This window comes from Kitasatospora setae KM-6054 (assembly GCF_000269985.1).
GTDB lineage: Bacteria > Actinomycetota > Actinomycetes > Streptomycetales > Streptomycetaceae > Kitasatospora > Kitasatospora setae.
In genome coordinates this window covers 5,073,515-5,096,255 of the sequence record NC_016109.1, presented here as the reverse complement: position 1 = coordinate 5,096,255, position 22,741 = coordinate 5,073,515, and the positions used below count along the sequence as shown (strand labels likewise).

Below are 22,741 nucleotides of genomic sequence, written 5' to 3'. Positions count from 1 at the left end.
CGGTTCCGGCTACCTGCCGATGGTCTGCAGGATCCGGGCCGCCGACATCCCGAGCTCCGGGGTGACGGCGGTCGGCGGGGCGAAGTGCCGGCGCAGCACGTCCTCCGTGTAGCGGTCGCACTGCTGGTGCCAGTTGAGGACGGCGGCCATCCAGTCCTCCAGCTCGCGGACGTATCCGTCGAGGGCCCGGGCGGCCTCGGCGTCGAGGGCGAAGTCCTGCTTGAGCAGCGGGAGTTCGCTGTCGACCACGTGCCGGAACTGGCTGAGCCGGGAGGCCATCAGGTCGGCCACGATGTCGGCGGCGACGGGGTAGTCGCAGGAGAAGAAGTTCTCCACCACCCGGACCAGGTTGTGGAACTCGCCCTCGTACTCGACCTCCTTCTGGTACGAGTGCAGGTCGTTGACCAGGCAGCCGTAGTCGGCGGCGGAGTTCTCGATCGCCCGCAGGGTGCCGCTGGCGTACACCTCGGCGGGGATGGTGTCGCCGCGGCCGAGCCGGGACAGGCTCATCGTCAGGTCGGAGCCGAAGGTGGCGCGGCGCATCTCGATGTAGTCGACCGGGTCGGGGATCCGGTTCTGCGCGGTGTTGGCGAGCTCCCAGAGCCAGCTGTCGAGCATGTCGCCGACGGCCTGCCGGAACTTGGCCCGGGCGCCCTGGTCGAACGGGGCGACGGTGCGCCGCCAGAGGTCGGCGAGGCCGGTCTCCAGCGCGTTGCGCGGCGCGAACGGCAGGGTGCCGTCGAGCGTCATCAGGGCGTGCAGCCGCTCGCCCTGGGCCTTCGCGCCGAGCAGGTCGCGCGGGCGGCCGTAGACGGCGGGGTAGTAGTCGTCGGCGTAGGTGCCCCAGGTCAGCCAGGCGGAGGAGAGGTCGAGCTCGGCGGGGGTGCCGTCGGGGTCGATGCCGGCCGCGCAGAGCGGGAAGTCGTAGTCGCGGAGCTTGGCCTCGGTCCAGATGTCGGAGGCGGGCACGCCGGGCTCGGGGTCGAGCAGGCCGGTGCTGCGGGCCCAGCCGACCACGTACGCGCGGGCGGCGTCCAGGTGCGGGTTGATCGACAGCGGGAACGGCATCGGGAAGTCGGGCAGCAGGGCCGGGCCGGTCTTCCGGTACGGGGTGTGGGCGAGGCCGCGCAGGCCGCGCAGGCCCGCCGTGAGCCGGATGTTCGCCGCCGAGGTGCCCAGGCCGGTGGGGCCGGTGGCGGGCGCGGCGGCGCCGCCGCCGTTCATGTACCGGCTGGAGCGCATGTGCCACTCGTGGCCGCCGGACTGCCAGTCCTGCATGCCCTTGACGTAGGCCAGCACCCGGCCGGCCTCCTCCGGGTCCAGCGCGTGCTCGGCGCAGAGCGGGGCGAGTTCGGTGAGCGCGGTGTTCTCGAACTGCTGGAGCCGGGAGGTGAGCAGGTCGTTGACGGCGTCGGCGGCCTGCTGGGTGGAGCAGCCGAGGAAGGTCTCCAGGACCAGGACGCCGTTGCTGAGCTCGCCCTCCTCGCCGATCTCCCGCTCGTACGAGAACAGGTCGTTGCGCAGGTGCACGCTGTCCGAGAAGGCGTCGCGCAGCACGCGCAGCGGCCGGGAGTGCGCCACCGACTCGGGGACCTCGGCGTTCGCCGCGTACTCGATCAGGCCGGCCGACCAGGGGGCGCCGCCGACCTTGCGGCGCATCTCGATGTACTCGACCGGGTTCGAGATCCGGCCCTCGTTGATGTTGGAGAGCTCCCAGAGCGACTCGTTCAGCAGGTTCCGGGTGGACTCGGCGAACCGGGCCCGCCAGTCGGCCGACATGTGCGGGACGGTGCGCCGCCACAGGTCGGCCAGGCCGGCCTCGACCGGGTTGGTGGGCTCGGGGTAGCCGGCCTCGGGGTCCATCGGCATGAAGGCGGGCAGCCGGTCCAGGTACGCCTTGCCGCCCTCGCGGTCCAGGGTGCGCTTGAAGGTCTCCAGGAAGTGGTCGTCGAAGAAGAAGACCCAGGTGTACCAGTCGGTGACCAGGTCGAGCGCCTCGGGGCCGCAGTCCGGGTGGGTGTAGGAGCAGAGCAGCGCGTAGTCGTGCGAGTCGAGGTCGTGCTCCTCCCAGACGCCGGAGCCCTCCAGCATGCCGAAGCCGCGCGCCCACTCCTTGGTGTGGACCCGCGCCCTCTCGTAGTGCGGGTTGATCCGGGCCGGATACGGCACGTAGAAGTCCGGCAGTTCGAACGGCTGAGCCACTGGGTCCCGCCCCTAGGTGTGCGTCTGGTGGTGTGCGGCTGGTGGTGCTCGTCGACAGGGTGCGACGTGGTGCCTAACGAGCCCGTGGGCCCGCGGTCACCGATACCCCGCTGAGCCACCCGGATTCCGAAGTCCACTCGTACGGGTGATCTCCGGCGGGTTCGCCCGCGCGCCTCCGTGACAGCGGTCCGGGCGGCCGGGGGGTGCAGCTGGCTGCACCCCGGTCGGGCAGGTGGGTGCAGTGGATCGGGGCCGCGCGCACGGAATCGTCGGGGGTGGCAGGAGAAGGCGGACGAGAGGCGGGGTGGACGTGCGGACGCGATGGGTCGGGCCGGCGGTGCTGTTCCTGGCGGTGGCGTTCCCGGCGGCGGGGCTGCTGGGGGCGGTGCAGCCCGCGACGGGGCTGCCCGCGGAGGTGCTGCAGTTGACGCAGTTCGGGCCGCTGCTGGGGGTGGCGGCGGTCGCGGCGTGGCGGCCGGCGCTGGTCCGCCGGCTGCTGGCGGGGCGGCCGGGCCGGGCGGGCGGCCCGGCGGCGGCGCTGCTGCTGCTGGCGGGGGTGGCGGTGCCGGGGCTGGCGGCGGCCGGGGCGGCGCTGTGCGGGGTGCCGGTGGCGGTGCGCGACCCGGGGTCGCTGGCGGCGCCGTTCGGGGTGGTGGCGGCGGCGCAGCTGCTGGGCGCCTGCGGGGAGGAGATCGGCTGGCGCTGCCTGCTGCAGCCGCTGCTGCGGGAGCGGTTCGGGCCGTGGGTGTCGTCGGTGGCGGTGGGGCTGGCCTGGGGGTGCTGGCACGTCGGGGTGTTCGCGCAGGCGCCGGCCTACGCGGCGGGGTTCCTGACCGCGACGGTGGCGATGTCGGTGCTGCTGGGCTTCGCCTGGGAGCGGATCGGGCGGTGGCGGCTGCCGCTGGCTGGCGGGTTCCACGCGCTGGTGAACCTGGGCCTGCTGCTGTTCCTGGACCAGGAGTCGGGCGCGTCCGGCCCGATGCTGCTGTTCGGTGCGGCGGCAGTGCTGGTGGCGCTGCCCTGGGTCCTGACGGTCCGTCGGCCGGCCCGCACGGATAGCATCGCGCTGATATGACCATCCGACCGCGTACTGTCGCGCCGCGTGCCGTCGCGCCGCGTGCCGTCGCTCTCCGGGCCGCGCTGCGCGCCCTCGGCGGCTGCCAACTCGCCTCGCTGCGCTCCCTGGTGACCTCCGTCCGGGGCGTCGCCGCGGCCGGCGCGCTGACCCTGCTGCCGGTCGGCCTCGGCCTGCCGCTGATGGCGCCCGCCGCCCGGCTGGTGCGCCGCGGCGCCGACCGCGAGCGCGCCGCGCTGGCCCGCTGGACCGGCCACGCCACCGCCGCGCCCGAACCGCTGCCCGACACCGGCCTGGTGGCGCTGCTGGGCGCGCCCGGCTTCCGCCGCGAGCTGGCCTGGTCCTGGCTGAGCCCGTGGGCCGGCGGCATGCTGGTCGCCGTCCCGCCGACGCTGGTCGGCTACGGCCTGTCCGGCGCGCTGGTGCAGCCCTTCGTGTGGCGGCTGCTCGGCCCGGGCAACTGGTACGCCTTCGTCCCGGTCGACTCGACGGCGAACGCGGTCGCCGCCGCCGTGCTCGGCCTGGGCTTCGCCGCCGCCGGGGTCTGGCTGGCCCCGGGCGTGCTGGAGCGCTACGGCACCTGGACGGCCCGGCTGCTGGACGGCCCGGACCGGGACCGGCTGGAGCGCCGGATCGACCAGCTGACCGACAGCCGGTCCGTCGTCCTGGACACCCAGGCCGCCGAACTGCGCCGGATCGAACGGGACCTGCACGACGGCGCGCAGGCCCGGCTGGTCGCCCTCGGGCTGACCCTGGACCGCGCCGAGCACCTGCTCGACGAGGACCCGGCCACCGCCCGGCGGCTGCTCGGCGAGGTCCGCGCCACCTCCGAGCGCGCCCTGCAGGAGCTGCGCGACCTGGTGCACGGCGTGCTGCCGCCGGTGCTGGCCGACCGCGGCCTGGCCGACGCCGTCCGCTCGCTCGCCCTGGACTCCTTCCTGGACGTCGGGGTCGACGCCGCACTGCCCGGCCGGCTGCCCGCCCCGGTCGAGGCCGCCGCGTACTTCGCCGTCGCCGAGCTGCTCGCCAACGCGGCCAAGCACTCCGGCGGCAGCCGGGTGGACGTCGAACTGCGCTGCGCGGACGGCCTGTTGCGGGTCACCGTGCGCGACGACGGCCGGGGCGGCGCCGACCCCGGGCGCGGCAGCGGGCTGGCCGGCGTGCGCCGCCGGCTGGCCGCCTTCGACGGCACCCTCGCCCTGGACAGCCCGCCGGGCGGTCCGACCACCGTGATCCTGGAGCTCCCGTGCGCGTCGTCCTCGCCGAAGACCTCTTCCTCCTCCGCGACGGCCTCGCCCGCACCCTGACCGAGCACGGCTTCGAGGTCGTCGCCGCCGTCGACAACGGCCCCGAACTGCTGCGCGCCCTGCGCGAGGAGGCCCCCGACGTCGCGGTGGTCGACATCCGGCTGCCGCCCACCCACACCGACGAGGGCCTGCAGGCCGCGCTGACCGTCCGCCGGGAGCGCCCGGGCCTGCCGGTCCTGGTGCTCTCCCAGTACGTGGAGCAGCTGTACGCCCAGGAGCTGCTCGCGGACGGCCGCGGCGCGGTCGGCTACCTGCTCAAGGACCGGGTCACCCGCACCGCCCAGTTCGTCGACGCCGTCCGCACCGTGGCCGCGGGCGGCACCGTGATGGACCCCCAGGTGATCGCCCGCCTGATGGCCCGCTCCACCGCCCGCGGCACCACCGCCGACCTCACCCCGCGCGAACTCGACGTGCTGCGCCTGATGGCCGAGGGCCACTCCAACGCCGCCGTGATGGCCGCCCTGCACATCGGCGAGAGCGCGGTCGCCAAGCACACGGCCGCGATCTTCGCCAAGCTCCGGATCGAGCACACCCCCGACAGCAACCGCCGGGTGCTGGCCGTCCTGGCCTACCTGAAGCGCTGACCCGCCGGCCTCACCGCCGGTAGGGGTTCGCCTGCCGCGGGTCCGGCGGCTGCGGGTACGGGGGTTGGGCCTGCTGCTGGTACGACTGCGGCTGCGCGTAAGGGAGTTGGGCCTGCCCCGAGTACGACTGCGGCTGCGGGTACGGGGGTTGCTGCGGCCGGACCTCGATCAGGCCGACCTCCTCGAACCGGGCCGTCTCCCAGCGCACCCGCCACCCGCGCCGCGCCGCGAGCGCGGCCAGCCCGTCGAGGCCGGTGCCCCGGTAGTAGTGCCGGCGCAGGGTGGTCTCGGGCACCAGCGAGGGGCCGGCGAACGCGCACGGGTACGTCCCGCTGTCGTTCCTCGCCTGCCGCTTCGCGACCTCCTCCCGGGCCCGCGCGATCGCCCGGTCCAGGGCCTCCCCCGTCCAGGTCTCCCACTCCTCGCGGGTGCCGCGCCGTTCGAGCCGGTACCGACGCGGGGTGAGCACGATCTTGTGCGACAGCGGCTCGGTGCTGGGGTCCTCGAAGTCCAGCGGGACCAGCCGGATCGGGATCCAGAGCCACTGCAGGCAGAACTGCAGCGCCAGCGTGAGGCCGGAGCGCCGGCGCGGCCCGGTGTCGAGGCCGGGCGGGGCCGGCGGGTGCCAGGTGCTCATGCGGTTCCCTCCGGGAGCGGCTGCGTGATCACGAGCTTCCTGCTGTCCGCGCTCTCCCAGACGACCTGCCAGCCGCGCCGGGCGGCGAGCACGGCGACGCCCTCGGCGCCGATGCCGCGGTAGTAGCGCCTGGGGATCGTGGTGTGGCAGGCGCGGTGGAGCCAGGCGGGGTTCTTGCCCTTGGCCAGCTGCGCGAGGTGCTCGTCGTACGCCCACATCACCTTGTTGGTCGCCTCGGCGATGCCCCGGTCCATGGCCCGGTCGGCCCAGGCTTCCCACTCCTCGCGGGTGCCGTGCCGTTCGAGCCGGTAGCGGCTCGGGGTGAGGACGTACCGGCCGAACGCCGGTTCGGCCCGGCAGCCCTTGGAGTTCTGGTCGGTGAGGACGAACGCGGCGATCCGGACCGGCAGCCAGAACCACTGCAGTGCGAACTGCAGCCACAGTCCGACGGCGGAGCGCCGGGGCAGCGGCCCGGTGCGCGTTCCGGGCGGGGCCGGCGGGTGCCGGTCGCTCATCCGAACATCTCCGTGATCCGGTCGGCGGACTCCCGGCTGAGCGCCGGCGCGACGCGCTGCTCGCCGGGGCGGACGAGTTCGACGCTCTCGACGACCGTGGCGAGCGCCGTCATGTAGTCCGCGAACTCGCTCAGGGTGGGGGTGCTGACGGTCATGGTGACCAGCGTGTCAGCCTGCGGCACCGGGATGTACGCGGTGGCCCCGGCGAGTTCCAGCCTGGCCCGGCCGCCCTCGCCGTCGTCGAACTCGTTGACGGTGCCGTACGCGGCGACCACCACCGGGCCGACCGGGGCGTCCACGGTGAAGACCTCGTTGGCGGGTTCGAGGGAGAGCAGTTCCTCGATCGAGCCGGCCACCGCCTCGGCGTCCGCGGTGTCGACCTGGTCGACCTGGATGACCAGGGTGCCGGTGCTGATCCGGCCGTCGTCGAGGCCGCCGAGCAGGAAGCCGGAGTAGACGGCGCCCGCCGCGGCGGCGGTCCGCGCGATGTCCCGGTACCAGGAGGCCACGGTGTCGCGCTGGAAGTCGGTGCCGCCGACCCAGACCTCCCGGGCGACCTCGGCGATGTGCGCCTCCCGGTCCTCCTCGGGCAGTTCGAGGCCGAGCGAGTGGAAGAGCACCGGCACGTTCCAGTACAGCATCGGCTGGTCCGCGGCGGGCTCCGCCGCTGCTTCCCGCCGGGCTTCCGGCGTGGTGTTCTCGGTCATCAGGATCCCGTCAGGTGGCCGATGATCTTGGGCGCGTTCAGGGCCAGGCCGATGCCCTTGAACGCGATCTGCGGCCCGGTCGACCACAGGGACTTGGCCGCGAGGCCGCCGCCCTCGGTGAGGATGACGCCGGGCAGGGAGCGCAGCGGCGTCTTGGTGATCAGCGGGCTGATCGCCATCTTGTGCATGAGGTTGCCCTCCTCGGTGGCGGCGACCACGCCCTGCCAGGAGGCCTTGGCGACCTTCTGGGTGTTGGAGACGACGCCCGCGCCCTTCACCACGACCGGGGCGACGCCCTCGGCGCCCTTGATCGCCGTACTGGCCGCCTTGATGCCCTTGAACGCGCCCGTCCCGAGCGGTACGACGCCCAGTCCGTCCAGCGCGAGGGTGGTCCAACTGACGTTCGCGCCGCCGAGTTTGGCCATGCCGTGGGCGCCGAGCGCGACCGCCGAGGCGGCGCCGGAGGCGATGCCGAGGCCGGCCGCGAGCGGCGGGCACCACATGGTGGCGAGCGAGGCGATGCCGAGGACCGCGGAGACGCCGCTGGCGATGTCGCCGATCTTCATCAGCGTGTCGGCGTGGTCGGTCGCCCACTTCTTGATCGACTTGCCGATGTCCTTGAACTTGTTGCCGATCTTCTCCCAGGCGCTGATGTCGGGCGCGTTCTGGTTGGCCCGGCGCAGCGACTTCGCGGTCCGGCCCGCGTCGTCCTGGTGGTGGTAGTAGAGCTCCTCGGCCTGCTTGATGATGGCGTCGAGCTCGTCCTTGATCGCCTGCAGGTCGCGGCCGGCGGCCTCCAGCGCGTCGCCGGCGGCCTGGTACTCGGCGTTCGCGGTGTCGATCCGGTTCTGCGCCTGGGCGAAGGTCGCCTGGTCGTCGAACTTCATGCCGATCAGGCCGAAGGCCGGGTTGTCGGCGGCCTTGTCGTAGCGGTCGGAGGCCCGTTCGCGGTTCTTCTTGGCGGAGTCGAGGCGGGTCTTCGCGTTCTCGGCCTCCTGCTCGTAGCGCCGCGCGCTGTCCTGGTACGAGGCGAGCTGGGTGCGCCAGTTGGTGAGCGCGGAGGACGCCTGGCGCATCGCGTCGACGCTGTCCTCCAGGTAGCCGGGCAGCTCGCCGACCTTGCCGGCGAACGCCTTGGAGGCGTCGCCCTCCCAGAGCGAGCCGCCGCGGCCGACCGCGACCAGGGTGCGGTGGGCGCTGTCCATCGCGGTGGCGGCCTTGTTGAGCTTGGTGACCAGGCCGTCGACGTTGTCGGGGTTGCCGGGGGCGGGGTTGAAGCCGAGCGCGGGGAAGTTCCGGTCGAACCCGGCGATCATCGTGAGCGGGCTGAAGTCGTTCACGCGGGGCTCCCGCTGAACATCGCGCGCAGCGCCTCTTCGGTCTCGCCGTAGTTCTTGCAGGTCTGGTCGAGCTTGGCCTCCAGGGCCTCGACGCCCTGCGAGATCCGGGTGATGGCGTCCTGCCAGCTGTCGTCGAAGTCGTCGCAGGCGCGGTCGAGGTCCTTGGTGCCGGTCGTCTTCGGGCCGGTGTCGCGCATCGCCCGCAGCGCCTCCCGCATGTCCTGCTGACTGTCCTTCAGCTGCTGCATGAGCTTGGAGAGTTCGTCGACTTCGACGCGGAAGTAAGCCCCCATGGCGCGCTGGTCCCCCTAGGTCTCCGAATAATTCAGGCCATCAGATTAGAAGCGCGTTCCGGGCCGTGTACAAGCGGGTAGCCGCCACCACACCTCCTTCACGTCCACGGCACGACCACCCCATCTTGTGGAGCCCGCACCACCCCTCCGACCAGGCACGATGCCGTCGACGGACACATCGCCCCGCCCGCCCGTCCCGATACCAACCCATGGGGAACCGGGCCGACCGACCACCGGAAAACCTTGATCCTTTACCGAAACGCGGTCCACCGGAAGAACGCGCCCGCACCCCTCCTCGGACCGGCGTTCGAGCGGACTATGATCCCGGGAACCGCCCGTCCGCACCCGGACGGAGCACGGGAACCACGGGGGTAGCGATGACCACTGGCCGCGCCTGGCACCGCAGGCCGCTGACCTGGGCCCTGGTCGTGCTGCTCGCCCTCGGCGGCGGCCTGGTCGGCGCCCGCGAGGCCTGGGGCGACTGCTGGCCGATGCACCCGCACGACGCCCGCGCCTACCGGCAGTACGACTGCGCCAACCTCGGCGGGCCGCGCAACCTGGCCACCCTGCTGCGCTACTACGCCGTCACGCTGCCGCCGGACGCCACCGGAGTGCGCTACTACAGCGACGACAACTCGGCGACCGGCCCCGACGTCCTCTTCCTGCGCTTCACCGCCCCGGCCGGCACCGCCGCCGACTACCTCGCCGCCCTGCACGGCACCCCGGTCGCCCTCACCCCGGACGCCGCCCTCCACGAGACCGCCCGACTCCGCCACCGCGACCACGTCGACTGGGAGTTCCCGCCCGGCCTCGACCACCGGGTCCTCAGCTTCGGCCCCACCCCGGCCGGCACCGCGGTCAGCACCCCGGACGGCGCGGCCACCGCGATCGTCCGACTGACCGTCCTCAAGCCCTGAGACCGCCGCTCAACGCCCCGGGTGCAGCAGCGCCCCGCCGATCACGCACTGGCCGGAGACCGGTTCGCCGCCCTCCGCCGCCCTCTCCGGCTCCCAGCGCACCGGGGCCGCCGCGTGGTGGGCCGGCGGGAGTTCGGGGCGCAGCTCGCTGCCGACCCTGACCCGCAGGTCGGACGGGCCCCGGCCGGGCCGGGGCGTTCCCCCGCCGCGCTACTTCCGGCCGCCGACGGCGAACAGCAGGATCACGAACCCCGCGAAGAGGTGGGTTCCGGCGATGTAGACCAGGGCGCGGACGACCATCGCCCGGCGCTTGCCCTTCTCGTCGCGGACGGCGTCGCTCATGGCAGCTCCAGCGGGGTGCTCGGGTTCGGGGTCGGGTCGAGGGGCAGCCGGGCCCGGACGGCCTTGCCGCCGCCGGGGGCCGGCAGCAGGGCCAGCGTGCCGCCGAAGCCGGCGGCCAGGTCGGCGAGGGCGGCCAGGCCGCCGCGCTCCCCCGGCCCGGGGAGCGCGGCGGGGTCGGGGTGCCGGTCCTGGACGGCGACCTCCAGCCGGCCGGCCTCCAGGGCGAGCACCAGGTCGAAGGACGGCGAGCGCGGCGCGGCGTGCCGGACGGCGTTGACGGCGAGTTCGGTGACGGCCAGCACGGCGGCGTCGTGCACGCCGGTCCGCGGCCGGACGCCCCAGCCGGTGAGCACGGTGACGGTGACCCGCCGGGCCAGCGCGACGCTCGGCGGCCGGTTCTCCAGCACCGCCCGGTAGTACTTCCCGCCCGGCCGCCCCTGCGCCGGGACCGGTTCCGCCCCGGGTTCGTGCCGCCGCCGCCAACGCCCGATCACCGGGCCGCCCCCGGCCCGGGCAGACCAGGCTCGGCCCAGTCCGGCTCGGGCAGACCGCGCTCGGACAGACCGGGCTCGGGCGGACCCAGCTCGACCGAGCCCCGCCCACGTTCCCCGGCCAGGTGCCGCCGTGCGCAGGCGACCGCCTCGGGGGTGCTGCCGAAGACCCGGCCCTGTTCGCGCAGCCGGTCCAGCACGCCGAGCGCGTCCAGCGGCCGCCGGTGCTCCGCGCGCAGGCCGGTGACCAGCACCAGGGTGCCGCGCCGTTCGAGTTCGGCGATCGCGTCGCCGAGCACCGCCGCGCCGCTGGCGTCGATCGCGCTGACCCGGGACATCCGGAGGATCGCCACCCGGCTCCGGGCCTCCGCGGTCAGTTCGCGCAGGAAGCGGTGCGCGGCGGCGAACAGCAGCGGCCCGTCGATCCGGTAGGCCACGACGTGCTCCCCGAGCGGCTCGCCGGACAGCGGCACCCGTTCGACCCGGGCGGCCCGGGCGACCTCGGCCAGGGCCAGCGCCCCGGCCAGCAACAGGCCCGCCACCACGGCGGTGACCAGGTCGAAGGCCAGCGTCGCGGCGGCGGTCAGCAGCAGCACGGCCGCCTCGCCGCGTCCGCTGCGGGCCAGCGCCCGCAGCCCGCCGAGCCGGACCATCCGGGCGGCGGTGGCGATCAGCACGCCCGCGAGCGCGGCGAGCGGGATGCCGGCCACCAGCGGCGCGGCGGCGAACACGATCACCGCGAGGACGGCGGCGTGCACCAGCGCCGCCAGCCGGGAGGCCGCGCCGGAGCGGACGTTGACGGCGGTCCGGGCGATCGCGCCGGTCGCGGCCACGCCGCCGAACAGCGGGGCGGCCAGGTTGGCCAGCCCCTGGCCGAACAACTCCCGGTCGCCGTCGTGCCGTTCGCCGTCGCCGAGGGCGTCCGCGGCGGTCGCCGACATCAGCGACTCCAGCGCGGCGAGCGCGGCGACGGCCAGTGCGGAGGGCAGCAGCGCGGGCACGTCGGCCGCCGTGAAGAAGTCGAGCGAGGGTGCGGGGAGCCCGGCGGGCAGGTGGCCGATGGTCGCCACCGGCAGGTCGAGGAACCGGGTCAGCAGGGTGGCCGCGACGACCGTGAGCAGCGAGAACGGGATGGCGGGCCAGCGCCGTCCGCCGACCAGCAGCACGGCGGCGACCCCGAGCGCCAGAGCGGGCGCCGCCCCGTGCGGGGCGGCGAGGAAGGCGTCGGCCGCCCGGGCCGCGACCACCGCCGGGTTGTCGCCCGCCGGCTTCGGCACGCCGAGCGCGCCCGGCACCTGCTGCAGCGCGATCACCCCGGCGATGCCGAGGGTGAAGCCCTCCACCACCGGCACCGGCACGTACGCCATCCAGCGTCCGGCCCGGGCCAGCGCGAGCAGCACCAGCAGGACGCCCGCCAGCAGGCCGACGGTCAGCACCCCGTCCGGGCCGTAGCGGTGCGTGATCGGCACCAGCACCACGGTCATCGCGCCGGTCGGCCCGGAGACCTGGAGGTGCGAGCCGCCGAAGACGGCCGCCAGCGCGCCCGCGACCACGGCGGTGGCGAGTCCGGCGGCGGCGCCCGCGCCGGAGGAGATCCCGAAGCCGAGCGCGAGCGGCAGCGCGACGACCGCGACGGTCAGTCCGGCGGTCAGGTCGCGGCGCGGGGAGCGGCCCAGCGTGGCGAGGGTCCGGCGGTCCGGCAGGACGGCCAGCAGCCGGGCCCGGACGGCGTTCACGCCCGGTCCGGCGGCAGTGCGATCCCGTGCCGGTCGGCGATCCGCCGCAGGGCGTCGGCCCGCCCGGCGTAGGCCCGGGCGCCGTCCTCGGCCCCGGCGGCGCGCGCCTCGGTCTCGGCCCGGCGGGCTCCGGCGAGTTGGTCGCGCAGTTCCGCGTCGAAGATCCCGGACACCCTGGCCTCCTCCGGCCGCTCCCGGCCCGGCCCGATCAGGTGCGCCGGCCGCCGGTCCCACAGCAGGCATCATGTATGGACTTTACGAATTTCGCAACTAAACGTTTACGCATGTCGTGGGCCCGGAGATCCACTTCCGGGGCCCCGCGGAACGGAGGCGCTCAGCCCTTGGCCGGAGCAGCCGGAGCGGCCGGGGGGATCGACCCGGCCGGCGCGCGCAGGCTGTCCAGCAGCTCGGCCTGCCCGGTGATCACGCCGCCCAGGATCTCCCGGGCCACCCGGAGGAGTTCGGCGACCTGCGGGCTGGTCAGGCTGTAGTGCACGGTGCTGCCCTCCCGCCGGGCGACCACCAGGTTGGCCCGGCGCAGCACGGCGAGCTGCTGGGAGAGGTGCGCGGCTTCCACACCGGTCTCCGGCAGCAGTTCGGCGACGGCGTGCTCGCGCTGGCTGAGCAGTTCCAGCACCCGGATCCGGACGGGGTGGCCGAGCGTCTTGAAGAACTCGGCCTTCACTTGGTAGAGCGGCGTGCTGACCACCGGGGTCACGCGGGGGGTGTCGGCGCCCACTTCCTCACCCCATCTCGGTCGCTTCCCGGCACGGTGCCGTCACCCACGACCTTAGCATCCGGGCGGCGGCACCGAGCGGGAGCGCACTCCCCCGGCGGCCGCCCGCCGTCCGCCCGCCGACCGCCCCCGGGCCCCCGAACCAACGACCTTCGCAGTTGCTCATATGCGCAATCACGAGGTGGCGAACGGCGCGGCCGGGCCCACCGGACGGCCGCCCCGCACCGGCCGCCCCCGCTCCCGCCGTGCGCCGCACGGCAGTTCGCCCGCTAGGGTGGGCGAAATGAGCGAGAACCTCCCCCCTTGTCCGAAGTGTTCCGGCGAGTACACCTACGCGATGGACGCGCTGGTGGTCTGCCCGGAGTGCGGCCACGAGTGGTCCCCGACCGAGGCTCCCCCGGCCGGCGACGGCGGCCGGGTGGTCCGGGACTCCGTCGGCAACGTGCTGAGCGACGGTGACACCGTGACCGTCGTCAAGGCGCTCAAGGTGAAGGGCAGCCCGTCCGGCATCAAGGCCGGCACCAAGGTCCGCAACATCCGGCTGGTCGACGGCGTCGACGGCCACGACATCGACTGCCGGATCGAGGGCTTCGGCGCGATGCAGCTGAAGTCCGGCGTGGTCAAGAAGGTCTGACCGGGGACGGGGTCAGCCCCCGCACCGGACGGCTCCGGTGCGGGGGCTGACCCCGTCACAGCGCTACCGCGCCGCTACGACCGGCGGCTCCGGCGCCGCAGCGTCCCGGCGGTGAGCAGGGTGCCGGTGGCGACGGCGAGCGCGGCGGCCATGCCCGCGTACCAGACCAGGCCGCCGGTGCCGGTGTCCGGCAGCGGCGCGGGGCCGGGGTGCGGGCCGGGCGCGGGGTTGGCCGGGGTGACCTCGCCGTGAGTGGCGCAGTCGGTGTCCTTGCCCCCGGCCGGGCAGTTGGACGCGGCGGGGCCGACGACGGCGTTGTCCAGCGCGTGGTCGCCGTTGTCGGGGTCGTCGACCGTCACCGAGTAGGTGACGACGGCCTGCGCGCCGGGCGCCAGGTCGCCGGTCCAGGAGAGCACGGGTGCCGCGTACGACACCGTCCCCGAACTGGCCCGCGCGTCACCGTCGTACGCCGCGTCGTCCAGCAGCCCGCCCAGGTCGTCCTGGAAGGCGGCGCCGGGGTAGGCCGCGGTGCCGGTGTTGGTCACCGTGACGGTGTACGACACCGTGCCGCCGGGGTCGACGCGGTCGGTGGAGGCCCGCTTGACGATCGCCAGCTGGGCGACCTCGTCCGCCGTCGAGCAGCGCGGATCGGTCGACCCGGCCGGGCAGTTGGAGCCGTCCGGCCCGACCACCGCGTTCTTCAGCTCGTGGTCGCCGCCGTCGGGGCTGTTCACCGTCACCGAGTAGGTGACGGTCACCGACCCGCCCGCCGGCACGTCCCCGCTCCACGACAGCACCGGGGCCGCGTACGACACCGTGCCCGAACTCGCCTGCGCGTCACCGCCGTAGGCCGCGTCGTCCAGGTCACCGCTCAGGTCGTCAGTGACGACCGCCCCGGGGTACGCCGCGGCGCCGTCGTTGCCGATGGTGACGGTGTAGGTGACCTTGTCGCCGGCCTTGACCGGGTGCTCGGCGTCCGAGGTCTTGGTGATCGCCAGCTCGGCGACGCCGTTCTCGGTGCTGCACTGCGGGGCGCTGCGCAGCGGCGGGCAGTTGGAGCCGATCGGGCCGGAGACGGCGTTGACCAGCCGGTGGTCGCCCTGGTCGGGGTTGCCGACGGTGATCGAGTAGGTGATCGTCACGGTCTGCCCGGCCGCCACGTCGCCGTGCCAGGAGAGCAGCGGCGCCGCGTACGACACCGTGCCCGAACTGGCCTGCGCGTCACCGTCGTAGACGGCGTCGTCCAGGTCGCCGGTGAGGCTGTCGACCAGGACGGCGTTCGGGTAGTCGGCGGTGCCCTCGTTGGTGACGGTGACGGTGTAGGTGACCTTGTCGCCGGCCTTGACCGGGTTCTTGGCGTCCGAGGTCTTGTCGATCACCAGCGAGGCGACGTCGTCGTTGGTCGAACAGGCCGGGTCGGTCGAACCGGCCTGGCAGTTGGAGCCGTCCGGGCCGACGACGGTGTTGGCCAGCTCCTTGTCACCGGTGTCGGGCCGGTTGACCCGCACCGAGTAGGTCAGTGTGACGGTCTCGCCCGGCGCCACGCCGCCCGTCCAGGACAGCACGGGCGCCGCGTAGGTGGCGACCCCGGGGTCGCCGCCGGTGCTGGAGACCACCACCGCGTCGTTGTCGTACACGGCGTCGTCCAGGTCCCGGCTGAGGTCGTCGCTCAGCTGCGCGGCCGGGTACGGGGCGGTGCCGGGGTTGGTGACGGTCACCGTGTAGGTGACCTTCGCCCCGGGCCGGACGGGTGCGCGCCGGCTGTCGGAGGTCTTGCTGATCCGCAGCGCGGCGATCCGGTCGCGGGTGGAGCAGCGCGGGTCCCTGGTGCCCTTCGCGCAGTTCGAGGCGTCGGGCCCGACGACGGTGTTGGCCAGCTGGTAGTCGCCGGTGTCGGGGTTGTTGACGGTCACCGAGTAGGTGACGGTCACCGATCCGCCCGTCGGCACGTCCCCGTTCCAGCTGACCACCGGGGCCGCGTACGAGACCGTCCCCGAGGTCGCGCTCGCGTCGTTGCCGTAGGTCGCGTCGTCCAGGTCGCCGGTCAGGTCGTCGGTGACGACCGCCCCGGTGTACGCGGCCTTGCCCGGGTTGCCGATGGTCACCGTGTAGGTCACCTTGTCCCCGGCCTTCACCGGGTTCTTCGCGTCCGAGGACTTCGCGATCACCAGCGCGGCGACCTTGTCATCCGTCGAACAGCGCGGATCGGCCGACCCCGCCGCACAGTTGGAGCCACTGGGCCCGACCACCGCGTTCTTCAGCTCGAAGTCACCGGTGTCCGGGTTGTTGACCGTCACCGAGTACGTGACGGTCACCGACCCGCCCGCCGGCACGTCCCCGCTCCAACTGACCACCGGAGCCGCGTACGACACCGTGCCCGAACTCGCCTGCGCGTCACCGCCGTACACCGCGTCGTCCAGGTCGCCGCTCAGGTCGTCCGTGACGACCGCCCCGGTGTACGCGGCCTTGCCCGGATTGCCGATGGTCACCGTGTAGGTCACCTTGTCCCCGGCCTTCACCGGGTTCTTCGCGTCCGAGGACTTCGCGATCACCAGTTCGGCGACGCCGTCGCTGGTCGAGCAGGCCGCGTCGGCGGAGCCGGGCGGGCAGTTGGAGTCGGGCGGGCCGACCACCGCGTTGGCGAGTTGCTTGTCCCCGGTGTCGGGGTTGTTGACGGTCACCGAGTAGGTGACGGTCACCGACCCGCCCGCCGGCACGTCCCCGCTCCACGACAGCACCGGGGCCGCGTACGACACCGTGCCCGAACTCGCCTGCGCGTCACCGCCGTAGGCCGCGTCGTCCAGAGCACTGCTCAGGTCGTCCGTGACGACCGCCCCGGTGTAGTCGGCCTGGCCGGGGTTGCTGATGGTCACCGTGTAGGTGACCTTGTCGCCGGCCTTGACCGGGTTCTTGGCGTCCGAGGTCTTGCCCAGGTGCAGTTCGGCGATCGGCACGCTCGCGCTGCAGGAGCCGTCGGGCGCGCCGGGCGGGCAGTTGGAGTCGGCCGGGCCGGTGACGGTGTTGGCCAGCTTGCCGTCGCCGGCGTCGGGGTTGTTGACGGTCACCGAGTAGGTGAGGGTCACCGACCCGCCCGCCGGCACGTCCCCGCTCCACGACAGCACCGGGGCCGCGTACGAGACCGTCCCCGAGGTCGCGCTCGCGTCACCGTCGTACGTCGCGTCGTCGAGGACCGCCGACAGGTCGTCCGCCACCGTCGCGCCGCTGTAGGCGTGCCCGTTGGGGTTGGTGACGGTCACCGTGTAGGTGACCTTCTGGCCGGGCTTGGCGGTGGCGGTGTCGGAGGTCTTGGTGATCTGCAGGCTGTTGACGTTCTCGTGGGTGGTGCAGCCGGGTTCGGTGCCGGTGGGGCAGTTGGAGGCGCTGCTGCCGGTGACGTGGTTGTCGAGCTGCCCGTCGCCGGTGTCCGGGGTGTTGACCGTCACCGTGTAGGTGATCGTGGCGCTCTCGCCGGGTTGCAGCGTCCCGGCCCAGGAGAGCGTCGGCGCGGCGTAGGAGACCGTCCCGGCGGTGGCGGCCGCGTCGTTGTCGTACGCGGCGTCGTCGAGCACCGCGGTCAGGTCGTCGGCGGCGGTGGCGTCGACGGCCACCGCGCCGGTGTTCTGGACCACCACGCGGTAGGAGACCTGGTCGCCGGGCTTGACCGAGCTGCCGGAGGCGGGGGTCGCGGTCTTGGTGATCGTGTACTGCGGGACGGCGAAGACGACGTCCGCGCACTCCGTCCAGTTCATGCCGATCAGGTTGCTGTTGGCGTCCGGGCAGTTGTGGTACGTCCCGGCAGTGGACGAGGTGACGTCCACGCTGAGCGTGCACATGGCCTGGCCCTTCACCAGGTCGCCGGAGAGGCCGACCGTGCTGCCCCCGGCGGTGGCGGTGACCGCGCCGTTGGTGCAGGTGGTCGAGGTGTTCGCGGGGTTCGCCACGACCAGGCCGGCGGGCAGGTCGTCGGTGAACGACCAGCCGTCCTTCTCCAGCAGGTCGGTGGTGTTGGTGACGGTGATGGTCAGCGTCGAGGTGCCGCCGACGACGACGGCCGCCGGCGAGAACGCCTTGGTGGCGGTCGGCGTGACGTCCAGGATCTCGATGTCGTCGAACGCCGCGTCGTTGCCGGCGCCGGTCGCGGCGGCGTTGCGCATGATCACGCCGACCGTGCTGCCGGAGTACAGGATCGGCTTGTCCGCGGCGCCGTGCACGACCCCGATGGGGTACTGCTTCCCGGTCGGGTAGGTGAACCGCTGGGCGCGCGGGTTGGTGCACGGGTTGATCGGCGTCGCCGACACCGGGTACTCGGTCGTGCCGTCGGTCAGGTAGAAGTTCGTCAGCGGGTCCGCGTAGGCCCCGTCGTAGCAGACCGCGCCCGAGGTGCCGGAGCCGGTCAGGAAGCGGTTGGAGTTGACCAGCGGGATCTGCTGGACGGTCCGGAACTGCACGTCGTTCGCGGTGTAGCTGCCGTCCTCCGACCAGGCCGCGACGCCGTGGTTCAGGCCGGCGGCCGTGTCGTCCTCGCCGCTGTACTGGCCCATCGCCCTGGTGACGTTGGCCAGCGTGTCCCAGTTGATCGGCGCGCCGCACTCGGTCGGCACGGTACCCCGGTCGACGTCGTCCATCACCCAGCCGTTGCAGTACGCCAGCCAGACCGGGTCCGCCGTGTAGGTCTCACCTGAGGTGCCGGTGTAGGAGGTGATCCGGACCGGTCCGGAGCCGGCCGGGACGTTCTCGAAGTCCTCGGCGTACACCGGGATCGGCGCCGCCGGCACCCCGGCGACCCGGACCGCCCCCGCCGCCGGGTGGCCCTGCGCCGCGCGCCCGCCGTGGCCGGTGCGGTCCGCGGCCGCGACCGGAGCCGTGCCCAGCGCGCTCAGCGCGAGGCCGAGCGCCACCGCCACGGCCGATTCCCAGCGCGTCCGTCCCCGGCCCCCGGCCGGTCTCAAGCGGAGCATTCGACGCCTCTCCCTCAGGACTGATTAACCGTCAAGAGGAACTTTGGGTGGGATTCTCACCATTTCCTCAGCCAGGGCTCCCGACACGCGGGGTCCGCCCCCCGAACGGCCTCCCATATGGCCCAGCCCGCTTGCGCCCCGCCTCCGGGCCCGGTCCGGGCGCGGCGGGCAGGATGAAACCCACCGAAACAGGATGAAAACGCCCCGGCTGACCGGGGCGGGGCAGCGGGAGGCACCGGTTGGAGAGCGTGATCCACGACGCCGAGGACATCGTCGACCCGAAGGCGGCCCAGGCCGCCGTCTCGACCGGGCGGCTCCCCTCGGACGAGGCCGTCCGGGCGGCACTGTCCCGGGTGCACCGGCGCTTCCGGGACGACCGCGGCGGGAAGGTCGCCGACTACATCCCCGTGCTGGCCGAGGCCGATCCGGAGCTGTTCGGCATCGCGCTGGCCCACGTCGGCGGCAGCCTGCACGCGGTCGGCGACGCGGAGCACCTGTTCTCGATCCAGTCGGTCTCGAAGGCCTTCGTGTTCGCCCTGGTCGACCAGGAGCTCGGGCACCACACCGTCCGCCGCCGGATCGGCGTCAACAGCACCGGCCTGCCGTTCGACTCGGTGCTGGCCGTCGAGCTCAACCACGGCAGCCCGATGAACCCGATGGTCAACGCCGGGGCGCTGGCCACCGCCGCCCTGGCCCCGGGCGACAGCCCCGAGGAGCGCTGGGAGTTCGTCCGCCGCGGCCTGTCCCGCTTCGCCGGCCGCGAACTGCGGCTGGACCAAAGGGTGTACGCCTCCGAGGCGGCCACCAACCAGCGCAACGAGTCGATCGCCCGCCTGCTGGACAGCTACGGCGTCCTGGCCCGCGACCCGGCCACCACCACCGACCTGTACACCCGGCAGTGCTCGCTGGCGGTCTGCGTCCGCGACCTCGCGGTGATGGGCGCCACCCTGGCCAACGGCGGCGTCAACCCGCTCACCGGCGACCGGGTGGTCAGCCCCGGGGTCTGCCGCGACACCCTCGCCGCGCTGGCCACCTCCGGCCTCTACGAGCGCAGCGGCGACTGGCTGTACGAGGTCGGCATGCCGGGCAAGAGCGGCGTCTCCGGCGGCATCGTCACCGTCGCCCCGGGCAAGGGCTCCATCGCGGCCTTCTCCCCCCGCCTCGACCCGGCCGGCAACAGCGTGCGCGGCCAGCGCGTCACCCACTACCTGTCCGGGGCCCTCGGCCTCGACCTCTTCGCCTCCACCCCCCACCCGGGCAGCGGCGGGTGAACCCGGAAAGCAGAAATCCCGCCCGGTCTCCCGGGCGGGATTTCGTTGGTGGAGCTGAGGGGATTCGAACCCCTGACCCCCTCGATGCGAACGAGGTGCGCTACCGGACTGCGCCACAGCCCCAACAAGAAAGAACTCTATCACCTCTGCCGGGGTACTCGTGACCATGGTCGCCGCGGCCCGGCCACCGGGCCTGCGGGTACGCGAACGCCCCGGCGCGGGTGGGGCGTTGCGGCCGGGGCGGACGGGGTGGAGCGGGACGGGCGGGGCCGCTACTCGTTGGCGGCGCGGGGGCGGGTGGCCCAGTCGGCCCGGGCGGACGGGCCGGGCTCGCCGTACTGGTCGAAGAGCGGGGTGGCGGGGCGGCCGGAGTCCCAGGTGTTGGGGCCGGAGAGGTCGAGGCCCCGGGTGGTGCGGGGCGCCACCGGGGCGGTGACGTAGGTGGGCAGCGGGACGGGGACGGGCTCCCAGGAGTCCGGCCCGGCGGCGGCCCGGGCCCGGACGCCGTCGACCCACTCCTCGTGCTCGGTGGCCTCGGCCAGCACGGTGGCCCGGGTGGTGCCCGGGTCCGCGGCGGGCTCGGCGGCGGGCACCGGGCGGGCGGCGGGCCGCTGCTCGGCGGCCGGGCGGACGGCGGTCCGCTCGCGTTCGCGTTCGCGCAGCCGCTCGGCGGCCTGCGCGGCCTTGGCCCGGTCGAACTTCACCTCGTAGCGCTGCCGCTCCAGCCGGCGCAGGTGGCCGATGTAGACGGTGAGCAGCGCGCCGGGGACGGCGGGCACCCAGAGGAAGGCGAAACCGGCCACGGCGGCGACCACCGCGCCCAGCGCGAAGGCCAGGAACAGCATGGTGACCATCCGCCGCCGCCGGGCGAGCAGCCGGGCCCGCCGCTCGGCGGACCGCCGGTCGTCGTGGTCCCGCTCGCGCTCGCGCTCGGGCCGCTGTTCGGCGGCGGCCGGGGCGGGGGCGCCGACGGGGGTGGCGGCCGGAGCGGCGGCGGGCGCCGCGGCGGGTCCGGTCGCGGGTCCGGGGTCGGCGAGGGCCCCGTCCGGGTCGTCCCCGGCGGGGTGCTGCTGGTCGGCGGTCTGCTCGCCGAGGGCTCGGGCCGCGCGCCGCTCCATGGCCGATCGACCGGCCAGCAGGCGGATCGCCGTACTGAAGCGTTCCGTCGGACGCGACTCGTTGAGCTCGTCCTGCCGGCGGAGCCACATCGGCACCAGATAGGCAGCCCAGGCCCCTACGATGACCGCGTAGATAAGGCCGCTACTGCTCACGTTTCCCACGGTAAGGGCGCGGGCGAAGGCGCTGCAGCAATTTGGCGCGGCGTGTCGTGCGATCAAGCTGATTCTCAGACTATTTTGCCGCCATTTGTGGCGGCTCGCCCCGACCCCGATGCCATATCGATATCTATATTCGAACAGGTATTCAATTACTTTGCGGCGGCCGGTTCCTGAGTCCGTGCCAGCGCCGCAGCAGCCCGTCGGCGGCCTCCTCGGCGGTCAGCGCGTAGACCAGGTGGTCGCGCCAGTCGCCGTCGATGTGCAGGTAGCGCGGGCGCAGGCCCTCCTCGCGGAAGCCCAGCTTCTCGACCACCCGGCGGCTGGGCCGGTTCTCCGGGCGGATGCAGACCTCGACCCGGTGCAGACCGAGGTCGCGGAAGCAGTGGTCGACGGCGAGCGCCACGGCGGTGGGCATGATGCCGCGGCCGGCCACCGCCTCGTCCACCCAGTAGCCGACGTTGGCGGAGCACATCGAGCCCCAGGTGATCCCGCCGACCGTCAACTGGCCCACCAGGCGGCCCTGGTGGAGCACCACGAAGGGCAGCATCCGGCCGGCGTTGGCCTCGGCGCGCAGGTAGCGGACCATCTGCCGGTAGGTCGGCCGGGGCAGCGGGGCCCGACCGGGCGGGGCGGGCGGGACGGTGGCCTCCCAGCGGCGCAGCCAGTCCCGGTTGCGGCGGCTGACCTCCTGCCAGTCGGCCTGGTCGCGGCGGCGGATCGGCCGCAGCGTGACGTCCCCCTCGACCAGTTCGACGGGCCAGCCGGCGTTCAGTGCGCACCGCCCGCGGGTCGCGGGTGGTCGCCGCCGGCCAGCTGGTCGACGGCGTGCGGCAGCAGCGGGGCCAGCACGGCCAGGCCGTCGCGGACGCCGCCGGTGGAGCCGGGCAGGTTGACGATCAGGGTGCGCCCGGCCAGGCCGGCCAGGCCGCGGGAGAGCGCCGAGGTCGGCACCTTCGCCCGGCCGTGCGCGCGGATCGCCTCGGGGATGCCGGGGATCTCCCGGTCGATCACCCGGGCGGTCATCTCGGGGGTGAGGTCCTGCGGGGAGATGCCGGTGCCGCCGGTGGTCAGCACCACGTCGTAGCCGGCGGCGACGGCCGCGCGCAGCGCCGCCTCGACCGGTTCGCCGTCCGGGACGACCCGCGGGCCGTCGGTCTCGAAGCCCATCGCGCGCAGGCCCTCGACCAGCAGCGGGCCGCCCCTGTCCTCGTACACGCCGGCCGAGGCCCGGTTGGAGACGGTGACGGCGAGCGCCCTCACTTGGCGTCCGCCCGGTGCCAGTCGCCGCTCTTGCCGCCGGTCTTGCTGAGCACCCGGACGTCCTCGATGGCGGCGGCCTTGTCGACGGCCTTGACCATGTCGATGACGGTGAGCGCGGCGGTGGCGACGGCGGTCAGCGCCTCCATCTCGACGCCGGTGCGGTCGGCGGTGCGGACGGTGGCGGTGATCTCGACGGCGGTGTCGGTGACGGCGAGGTCGACGGTGGTGCCGGTGAGCGCGATCGGGTGGCAGAGCGGGATCAGCTCGGGCGTCCGCTTGGCGCCCATGATCCCGGCGATCCGGGCCACCGCGAGGGCGTCGCCCTTCGGGACGCCCTCGCCGCGCAGCAGTTCCACCACCCGGGGGGCGACCCGGACGCGGCCGGCCGCCACCGCGACCCGGGTGGTGGCGGCCTTCTCGGAGACGTCGACCATCCGGGCGGCGCCGGTGTGGTCGACG

General features: G+C 74.1%; 22 protein-coding genes and 1 tRNA gene. 6 read left to right on the top strand and 17 right to left on the bottom strand.

Annotation, left to right across the window (positions count from 1 at the left end; translation table 11 throughout):
* Positions 1–9 precede the first annotated feature (9 nt).
* Complete coding sequence (locus KSE_RS22710; protein ID WP_014137688.1) at positions 10–2,202, bottom strand: terpene synthase family protein; 2,193 nt, start codon at positions 2,200–2,202, stop codon at positions 10–12.
* A 310-nt stretch (positions 2,203–2,512) separates the two neighbouring features.
* Here KSE_RS22710 and KSE_RS22705 point away from each other — a divergent pair, with 310 nt between their 5' ends.
* The 3 genes from KSE_RS22705 to KSE_RS22695 are packed head-to-tail and all read left to right on the top strand — an operon-like array spanning position 2,513 to position 5,168.
* Positions 2,513–3,277 carry a CPBP family intramembrane glutamic endopeptidase gene (locus tag KSE_RS22705; RefSeq protein WP_231873210.1) on the top strand — a complete coding sequence of 255 codons (765 nt, stop codon included), beginning with the start codon at positions 2,513–2,515 and terminating at the stop codon, positions 3,275–3,277.
* Positions 3,274–4,584, top strand: coding sequence for a sensor histidine kinase (locus KSE_RS22700; RefSeq protein WP_014137686.1), 1,311 nt, complete (start codon positions 3,274–3,276; stop codon positions 4,582–4,584). The genes KSE_RS22705 and KSE_RS22700 overlap by 4 nt, the downstream gene beginning before the upstream one ends.
* The gene (locus tag KSE_RS22695; RefSeq protein ID WP_014137685.1) at positions 4,524–5,168 is read left to right on the top strand and encodes a response regulator transcription factor; all 645 of its coding nucleotides are present in this window, start codon (positions 4,524–4,526) and stop codon (positions 5,166–5,168) included. Before KSE_RS22700 ends, KSE_RS22695 begins: the two co-directional genes overlap by 61 nt.
* A 10-nt stretch (positions 5,169–5,178) precedes the next feature.
* Here the strand turns inward: KSE_RS22695 and KSE_RS22690 are convergent, their stop codons facing one another.
* The 5 genes from KSE_RS22690 to KSE_RS22670 are packed head-to-tail and all read right to left on the bottom strand — an operon-like array spanning position 5,179 to position 8,660.
* A complete protein-coding gene (locus KSE_RS22690) occupies positions 5,179–5,805 on the bottom strand; it encodes a hypothetical protein (protein ID WP_014137684.1) in 627 nt (208 codons plus the stop codon).
* Entirely contained in the window at positions 5,802–6,320 is a 519-nt protein-coding gene (locus KSE_RS22685; protein WP_014137683.1) for a hypothetical protein, read from the bottom strand. Before KSE_RS22685 ends, KSE_RS22690 begins: the two co-directional genes overlap by 4 nt.
* Positions 6,317–7,027: a hypothetical protein gene (locus KSE_RS22680; RefSeq protein WP_014137682.1), complete on the bottom strand. Its 711-nt coding sequence runs from the start codon at positions 7,025–7,027 to the stop codon at positions 6,317–6,319. Before KSE_RS22680 ends, KSE_RS22685 begins: the two co-directional genes overlap by 4 nt.
* Entirely contained in the window at positions 7,027–8,367 is a 1,341-nt protein-coding gene (locus KSE_RS22675) for a putative T7SS-secreted protein (RefSeq protein ID WP_014137681.1), read from the bottom strand. The genes KSE_RS22680 and KSE_RS22675 overlap by 1 nt, the downstream gene beginning before the upstream one ends.
* Positions 8,364–8,660 (bottom strand): hypothetical protein, encoded by a 297-nt coding sequence (locus KSE_RS22670; RefSeq protein WP_014137680.1) that lies wholly within the window; start codon positions 8,658–8,660, stop codon positions 8,364–8,366. Before KSE_RS22670 ends, KSE_RS22675 begins: the two co-directional genes overlap by 4 nt.
* A 377-nt stretch (positions 8,661–9,037) precedes the next feature.
* Here KSE_RS22670 and KSE_RS22665 point away from each other — a divergent pair, with 377 nt between their 5' ends.
* Positions 9,038–9,577: a hypothetical protein gene (locus tag KSE_RS22665; RefSeq protein ID WP_014137679.1), complete on the top strand. Its 540-nt coding sequence runs from the start codon at positions 9,038–9,040 to the stop codon at positions 9,575–9,577.
* Positions 9,578–9,787: 210 nt separating this feature from the next.
* Here KSE_RS22665 and KSE_RS44910 read toward each other — a convergent pair whose 3' ends face one another.
* The 5 genes from KSE_RS44910 to KSE_RS22650 all read right to left on the bottom strand — a co-directional run bounded on the left by KSE_RS44910 (position 9,788) and on the right by KSE_RS22650 (position 12,864).
* Complete coding sequence (locus tag KSE_RS44910) at positions 9,788–9,919, bottom strand: DUF6126 family protein (protein WP_014137678.1); 132 nt, start codon at positions 9,917–9,919, stop codon at positions 9,788–9,790.
* Positions 9,916–10,326 carry an ATP-binding protein gene (locus KSE_RS22660; protein ID WP_051055917.1) on the bottom strand — a complete coding sequence of 137 codons (411 nt, stop codon included), beginning with the start codon at positions 10,324–10,326 and terminating at the stop codon, positions 9,916–9,918. The genes KSE_RS44910 and KSE_RS22660 overlap by 4 nt, the downstream gene beginning before the upstream one ends.
* 83 nt (positions 10,327–10,409) lie before the next feature.
* Positions 10,410–12,146, bottom strand: coding sequence for a SulP family inorganic anion transporter (locus KSE_RS22655; RefSeq protein ID WP_014137676.1), 1,737 nt, complete (start codon positions 12,144–12,146; stop codon positions 10,410–10,412).
* Entirely contained in the window at positions 12,143–12,319 is a 177-nt protein-coding gene (locus KSE_RS44905; protein WP_014137675.1) for a hypothetical protein, read from the bottom strand. The genes KSE_RS22655 and KSE_RS44905 overlap by 4 nt, the downstream gene beginning before the upstream one ends.
* A 161-nt stretch (positions 12,320–12,480) precedes the next feature.
* Positions 12,481–12,864 (bottom strand): ArsR/SmtB family transcription factor, encoded by a 384-nt coding sequence (locus KSE_RS22650; RefSeq protein ID WP_231873209.1) that lies wholly within the window; start codon positions 12,862–12,864, stop codon positions 12,481–12,483.
* Between the two features lie 301 nt (positions 12,865–13,165).
* Between KSE_RS22650 and KSE_RS22645 the strand changes: the two genes are divergently transcribed.
* Positions 13,166–13,516, top strand: a complete 351-nt coding sequence (locus tag KSE_RS22645) for a zinc ribbon domain-containing protein YjdM (protein ID WP_014137673.1) — start codon at positions 13,166–13,168, stop codon at positions 13,514–13,516.
* Between the two features lie 74 nt (positions 13,517–13,590).
* On the opposite strand, the gene KSE_RS22640 is transcribed toward KSE_RS22645, so the two are convergent.
* A complete protein-coding gene (locus KSE_RS22640; RefSeq protein ID WP_014137672.1) occupies positions 13,591–18,420 on the bottom strand; it encodes a DUF7927 domain-containing protein in 4,830 nt (1,609 codons plus the stop codon).
* A gap of 302 nt (positions 18,421–18,722) precedes the next feature.
* Here KSE_RS22640 and glsA point away from each other — a divergent pair, with 302 nt between their 5' ends.
* Positions 18,723–19,745 (top strand): glutaminase A, encoded by a 1,023-nt coding sequence (gene glsA / locus KSE_RS22635; protein ID WP_231873405.1) that lies wholly within the window; start codon positions 18,723–18,725, stop codon positions 19,743–19,745.
* A gap of 46 nt (positions 19,746–19,791) precedes the next feature.
* Here the strand turns inward: glsA and KSE_RS22630 are convergent.
* The 5 genes from KSE_RS22630 to moaC all read right to left on the bottom strand — a co-directional run bounded on the left by KSE_RS22630 (position 19,792) and on the right by moaC (position 22,716).
* Positions 19,792–19,868, bottom strand: a tRNA-Ala gene (locus KSE_RS22630).
* A 149-nt stretch (positions 19,869–20,017) separates the two neighbouring features.
* The gene (gene sepX / locus KSE_RS42285; RefSeq protein WP_148283144.1) at positions 20,018–20,953 is read right to left on the bottom strand and encodes a divisome protein SepX/GlpR; all 936 of its coding nucleotides are present in this window, start codon (positions 20,951–20,953) and stop codon (positions 20,018–20,020) included.
* Positions 20,954–21,167: 214 nt separating this feature from the next.
* Positions 21,168–21,794: a GNAT family N-acetyltransferase gene (locus tag KSE_RS22620; protein ID WP_051055329.1), complete on the bottom strand. Its 627-nt coding sequence runs from the start codon at positions 21,792–21,794 to the stop codon at positions 21,168–21,170.
* The gene (locus KSE_RS22615; protein ID WP_014137668.1) at positions 21,791–22,282 is read right to left on the bottom strand and encodes a MogA/MoaB family molybdenum cofactor biosynthesis protein; all 492 of its coding nucleotides are present in this window, start codon (positions 22,280–22,282) and stop codon (positions 21,791–21,793) included. The genes KSE_RS22620 and KSE_RS22615 overlap by 4 nt, the downstream gene beginning before the upstream one ends.
* Positions 22,279–22,716, bottom strand: a complete 438-nt coding sequence (gene moaC / locus KSE_RS22610) for a cyclic pyranopterin monophosphate synthase MoaC (protein ID WP_051055915.1) — start codon at positions 22,714–22,716, stop codon at positions 22,279–22,281. Before moaC ends, KSE_RS22615 begins: the two co-directional genes overlap by 4 nt.
* Between the last annotated feature and the right edge of the window lie 25 nt (positions 22,717–22,741).

Excerpts from the sequence above, each read along its gene's own strand:
- KSE_RS22700 (WP_014137686.1), top strand. The coding sequence starts at position 3,274 with ATGACCATCCGACCGCGTACTGTCGCGCCGCGTGCCGTCGCGCCGCGT.
- KSE_RS22690 (WP_014137684.1), bottom strand. The coding sequence starts at position 5,805 with ATGAGCACCTGGCACCCGCCGGCCCCGCCCGGCCTCGACACCGGGCCG.
- KSE_RS22685 (WP_014137683.1), bottom strand. The coding sequence starts at position 6,320 with ATGAGCGACCGGCACCCGCCGGCCCCGCCCGGAACGCGCACCGGGCCG.
- KSE_RS22680 (WP_014137682.1), bottom strand. The coding sequence starts at position 7,027 with ATGACCGAGAACACCACGCCGGAAGCCCGGCGGGAAGCAGCGGCGGAG.
- KSE_RS22670 (WP_014137680.1), bottom strand. The coding sequence starts at position 8,660 with ATGGGGGCTTACTTCCGCGTCGAAGTCGACGAACTCTCCAAGCTCATG.
- KSE_RS22665 (WP_014137679.1), top strand. The coding sequence starts at position 9,038 with ATGACCACTGGCCGCGCCTGGCACCGCAGGCCGCTGACCTGGGCCCTG.
- KSE_RS44910 (WP_014137678.1), bottom strand. The coding sequence starts at position 9,919 with ATGAGCGACGCCGTCCGCGACGAGAAGGGCAAGCGCCGGGCGATGGTC.
- KSE_RS22645 (WP_014137673.1), top strand. The coding sequence starts at position 13,166 with ATGAGCGAGAACCTCCCCCCTTGTCCGAAGTGTTCCGGCGAGTACACC.
- sepX (WP_148283144.1), bottom strand. The coding sequence starts at position 20,953 with ATGTGGCTCCGCCGGCAGGACGAGCTCAACGAGTCGCGTCCGACGGAA.
- moaC (WP_051055915.1), bottom strand. The coding sequence starts at position 22,716 with ATGGTCGACGTCTCCGAGAAGGCCGCCACCACCCGGGTCGCGGTGGCG.